The organism is Kitasatospora sp. NPDC093558 (genome assembly GCF_040683475.1).
Taxonomy (GTDB): Bacteria; Actinomycetota; Actinomycetes; order Streptomycetales; family Streptomycetaceae; genus Kitasatospora.
Window position 1 is genome coordinate 1 of the sequence record NZ_JBFBDY010000517.1, and the last position, 4,564, is coordinate 4,564.

Below are 4,564 nucleotides of genomic sequence, written 5' to 3' on the forward strand. Positions count from 1 at the left end.
GTAGGCGGGGGCGACGGGGCCGACCAGGTTCGGGTCCTCGCCGATCGTCTCCTCGACCCGCCCCCAGCGGGCGTCTCGGACGCCGTCGAGCACCGGGGCGAGCCCTTGGTGCACGCCGACGGCCCGCAGGTCGCGCCCGATGGCGGCGGCCATCGCCGTGACGAGCTCCGGGTTGAAGGTGGCGCCCCAGGACAGGGGCACGGGGTAGGCGGTGGCGCCCCAGGCGGCGAAGCCGGCCAGGCACTCCTCGTGGGCCAGGGCCGGGATGCCGAAACGGTTGGCGGCGGCGATCCGCTGCTGCGTGCGCAGCAGCGAGAGCGCGCCGAGCGCCGCGTCGACCGGGGCGGTGCCGAACGGGCGGGTCAACTGGCCGAGCCCGTGCGGCAGGAGGGCGTCGAGGTCGGGCGGCTGCTCCATCTCGTGCTGGTGCGGGGCGACTTCCGCGCCTTCGTCGCTGGCGCCCACCCAGACGCCGACCAGTTGGGCGGTCTTCTCGCGCAGGGTCATCACCGCGATCAGGGCGTCCGCCCTGGCCTCCGGGGTCAGCACGGGGTCCCGCCAGGGGGCCGCGCTCGGGGGGTTATGACGGCCGTTCATTTTCCTCCCAAGCCCGTCAGGCCCTGGACCAGGGCGCGGCGGGCGAACAGGTAGACGATGAAGACGGGGAGCATGGACAGCACCACGGCGCTCAGCAGTCCGGGCACGTCCACGCCGTGTTCGGTCTGGAAGTCGTACAGGCCGAGGGTGATGACCTTGGTGGAGTCCGACTGGGTGAGGATCAGCGGGAACAGGAAGCCGTTCCAGGCCTGGAGGGCGGCGAAGACCACGACCGAGGCCAGCCCGCCCTTGGAGAGCGGGAGCACCAGCTGCCGGAACACCCTCGCCGGGGAGGCGCCGTCCATCGCCATCGCCTCGTACAGCTCGGGGCCGATGTCGCGCATGGCACCGGTCAGCACGAGGGTGCAGACGGGCAGGCAGAAGGCGGCGGTCGGGAGGATGACACCGATCAGGTGGTCGTACAGGCCGGTCTTGCTGATCACGTAGAACATCGGCACGATCACCGCCTGGGCGGGGATCGCCAGGCCCAGCAGGAACAGCCGGAACACCCAGCCGGTGGCCCGTCCGCGGGCGCGCACGATGGCGTAGGCGAGGGGCGGGACGACCAGCAGCACGATGGCGACCACGCCCGCGGTGACGGTCAGGGTGTTGAGGAGGTCCTTGCCGAAGCCGTCCGAGAGGTCGCTCAGGTAGTTCTGCAGCGTCCACTGCGCGGGCGGGCTCAGCGGGCCCTCGGTGGAGTAGTCGGAGCGGGTGCGGAAGGTGGCGATCAGCAGCACGTACAGCGGCAGGCCGACCACCGCCAGCCACACCAGGGAGCCGAGCCCGGCCAGGACGTTGGGGCGCCGGCGCATCACAGGCCCTCCGCCGTGCCGCGCATCCGGTCGTAGCCGGAGAGCCGGACCACCGCGAGCGAGATCAGGGTGGCGACCACCACGAGGACCAGCGCGATGGCCGACCCGGTGCCGAAGTCGAAGCCCTTGAAGGCCTTCTGGTACATGTAGTAGGCGGTGACGGTGGTGTCCGTGCCCGGGCCGCCCTGGGTGAGGATGAGCACCGTGTCGAAGGTGGTCAGCCCGCCCACCACCATCAGGATCACCGACGTGATGACGGTGTTGCGCAGCTGCGGCAGGGTGATGTGGAAGAACTGCCGCACGGTGCCCGCTCCGTCGACGGCCGCTGCCTGGTAGAGCACCTGGGGGATGGCCCGGGCGCCGCCCTGGTAGATCAGCGCGTGCAGCGGGGTGAACTGCCACACGCCGACGAAGGTCAGCACCCCGATCGCGCCGCTGCGGCTGCCGAGCAGGTTGCCGTCGCCGAACAGCCAGGTGAGCCGGCCCGGCACGCCGAAGTTGGGGTCGAGGACGGCCCGCCACACCACCGACACGGCGGTCGCCGAGAGCAGCAGCGGCACGAAGTAGACCGCCGAGAGCACGGCCCGGTTGCGCTGGTGCCCGGCCGCCCAGACGCCGAGCAGGATGCTGACCGGCGTCTGGGTCACCACGCCGAGGGCGGTGAGCAGCAGGGTGGTCCAGACGGACCGGAGCATCACCGGGTCGTGGAGCAGGGTGCGCCAGTTGTCCAGGCCGTTGAAGTGCGGCTCGCCGATGCCGTCCCAGCTGGTGAAGGAGAGCACGGCGACCAGCAGCATGGGTGTGAGCGCGAACAACATGAAGAACACCGCCGCGGGCAGCGCCCAGACGAACCCCGGGCGGGTCGTCCCCGCGCCGGCCCCGGCGCCGCGCGTCATGAGGTCGGCAAGGCCTGCATGGCCTTGATGAAGCCGTCGGCGTCGGTCCTGCCGTCAAAGAACTCCTGGACGGCGGTGTGCATCGGGGTCATGGCGCTCGGCGGGTAGGCCTGGTCCCAGGAGAGCTGGAACGAGGGGGCGTCCTTGACCAGTTGGTACTGGTCCTTGGAGTAGGCGGGGCTGGCGGAGAGGTCGAAGTGGTCGGGGGTGTTGGTGGTGGTCGGCAGGTTGCCGATGGCCAGCTGGGCCTTCACGAACTCCTCGGAGTACATCAGTTTGAGGAAGGCCGCGACCTCCACCGGGTGCTTGGTCTTCTTGAGCACGGAGTAGAAGTTGTTGGTGTTGCCGACGACGTCGGCCGGGTCGCCCTTGCCGCCGCTCAGGGCGGGGAAGCCGGTGTAGCCGAGGCCGGTCCTGGCGAAGTCCGGGTTGGCGTCCTGCTGGGTGGAGTAGTACCAGGAGCCCATCAGCTCGAAGGCGGCCTTGCCCTTGGCGACCAGGGCCGGGGAGCCGCCGTCGGTGAACTTGACGGAGTCGGCGTTGCTCCCGAAGGCCCCGGCGTCGACCAGTTGCTTGAGGGTGGTCAGCGCCTTGCGGCTGTCCTCGCTCGCCCAGGCCTCCTTGTCGCCGCCGAGCGCCCGCTGGAACAGCCCGGGGCCGGCGATCCGGTCGTAGAGGTACTCGAACCACATCAGGGTGGGCCACTGGTCCCCGCCGCCGAGGGCGATCGGGGTGATGCCCTTGGCCTTCAGGGTCTTGGCGGCGGTGACGAGTTCGTCCCACGTCTTCGGCGGCGTGAGTCCGGCGTCCGCGAGCACCTTCTTGTTGTGGAACAGCAACACCGGCTGGGTGCCGCGCATCGGTATCCCGTACGCCTTCTTGTCGATCACCGCGGAGTTGAAGACCGAGGGCAGGAAGTTGTCCTTCAGGCCCGGGTCGTCGGCGATGAAGCCGTCCAGCGGCAGCAGCAGGTCCGCCTTGTAGAACGACTGGATGGAGCCGCCGCCCCAGTTGAAGAAGATGTCGGGGGCCCGGGAGCTGTTGATCACGGTCTGCAGCTTCTGCTGGTAGTCCGCGCCGGGGATGGTGTCGAGCACCGCCTTGACCTTGGAGGTCTTGTTGAAGGTCTCGACGATCTGCTTCTCGACCTTGTTGCCGGCGTCGCCGTAGACCAGCACGTGGATCGTCCCGGTGCCGGAGTCGGAGGAGGAGTCTCCGGAGCTGCAGGCGGCGGACGTTCCAAGGACGAGTGCGGTGACCGCGGTGACCGCGGCGAGTCTGGATCGCATATCCTGCCCTCTGTTCGAATGTTTCGAGCAAGTTGCCGAATGCTGTCGGAAACCTAGGACCGACCTGACCGCCAGTCAAGAGTGCCGACGGGATCGGCATCGGCCGGCCGGCGGGCTAGCATCCGTGCGGTACCGCCCGGCTGCGGCTGTGCCGTACCGCCATCCACGACGGAGTTCGCCCGGCAGGGGCAGTGCAGGAGGAACTCGTGACCAGAGCGGCCACGCTCGCCGAGATCGCGCAGGAGGCCGGGGTCTCCGCGCCGACTGTTTCGAAAGTCCTGAACGGGCGCGCCGATGTCGCCCCGGCCACCCGGGAGCGGGTGGAGGAGCTGCTGCACCGGCACGGCTACCGGCGGCGCGGCAACCGCCAGGCGAGCCCGCTGCTGGAGCTGGTCTTCCACGAGCTGGAGAGCGCCTGGGCGGTGGAGGTGATCCGCGGCGTCGAGAACGCGGTACGCGAGGAGGGCCTGAGCATCGTGCTCTCCGAATCCGCCGGGCGGCACGGTCCCGGCCAGTCCTGGGTCGACGCGGTGCTCGCCCGCCGCCCGACCGGCGTGGTGCTGGTGCTGTCCGACCTGGACCGCTCGCTGCGGGAGCAACTGGCCCGCCGGGACATCCCGTTCGTCGTGATGGACCCGGCCGGCGACCCGGGCCGGGAGGTGCCCGCCGTCGGCACCACCAACTGGGACGGCGGCCTGGCCGCCACCCGGCACCTGCTCGACCTCGGCCACCGCCGGATCGGACTGATCGGCGGCCCTGCCCGGATGATGTGCAGCCGGGCCCGGGCCGACGGGTACCGGGCGGCGCTCGACATGGCGGGCGTCCCGTACGATCCGGAGCTGGTCCGCGAGGGCGACTTCCACCACGAGTCCGGACGCCTGCTCGGCCTCGAACTGCTCGGCCTGCCGGACCGGCCGACCGCCGTGTTCGCCGGCAACGACCTGCAGGCGCTCGGCCTGTACGAGGC

At 70.6% G+C, this 4,564-nt stretch carries 5 protein-coding genes; 1 reads left to right on the forward strand and 4 read right to left on the reverse strand.

The genetic code is table 11. The features are described 5' to 3' along the window. From AB0O00_RS30435 to AB0O00_RS30450, 4 genes are all read right to left on the reverse strand, one after another. A partial coding sequence (locus AB0O00_RS30435) for a glycoside hydrolase family 3 N-terminal domain-containing protein (RefSeq protein WP_363657213.1) occupies window positions 1-597 on the reverse strand: 597 nt, incomplete at its 3' end. After that, entirely contained in the window at window positions 594-1,412 is an 819-nt protein-coding gene (locus tag AB0O00_RS30440; RefSeq protein WP_363657215.1) for a carbohydrate ABC transporter permease, read from the reverse strand. The genes AB0O00_RS30435 and AB0O00_RS30440, both read right to left, overlap by 4 nt. Next, window positions 1,412-2,308: a sugar ABC transporter permease gene (locus AB0O00_RS30445; protein WP_363657217.1), complete on the reverse strand. Its 897-nt coding sequence runs from the start codon at window positions 2,306-2,308 to the stop codon at window positions 1,412-1,414. The genes AB0O00_RS30440 and AB0O00_RS30445 overlap by 1 nt, the downstream gene beginning before the upstream one ends. After that, complete coding sequence (locus AB0O00_RS30450; RefSeq protein ID WP_363657219.1) at window positions 2,305-3,597, reverse strand: extracellular solute-binding protein; 1,293 nt, start codon at window positions 3,595-3,597, stop codon at window positions 2,305-2,307. Before AB0O00_RS30450 ends, AB0O00_RS30445 begins: the two co-directional genes overlap by 4 nt. A gap of 206 nt (window positions 3,598-3,803) precedes the next feature. On the opposite strand from AB0O00_RS30450, the gene AB0O00_RS30455 reads away from it, so the two are divergent. Continuing rightward, on the forward strand, window positions 3,804-4,564 hold a 761-nt coding region (locus AB0O00_RS30455; protein WP_363657221.1), incomplete at its 3' end, for a substrate-binding domain-containing protein.

Coding starts and splice junctions, on each gene's coding strand:
- AB0O00_RS30440 (WP_363657215.1), bottom strand. CDS start 1,412: ATGCGCCGGCGCCCCAACGTCCTGGCCGGGCTCGGCTCCCTGGTGTGG.
- AB0O00_RS30450 (WP_363657219.1), bottom strand. CDS start 3,597: ATGCGATCCAGACTCGCCGCGGTCACCGCGGTCACCGCACTCGTCCTT.
- AB0O00_RS30445 (WP_363657217.1), bottom strand. CDS start 2,308: ATGACGCGCGGCGCCGGGGCCGGCGCGGGGACGACCCGCCCGGGGTTC.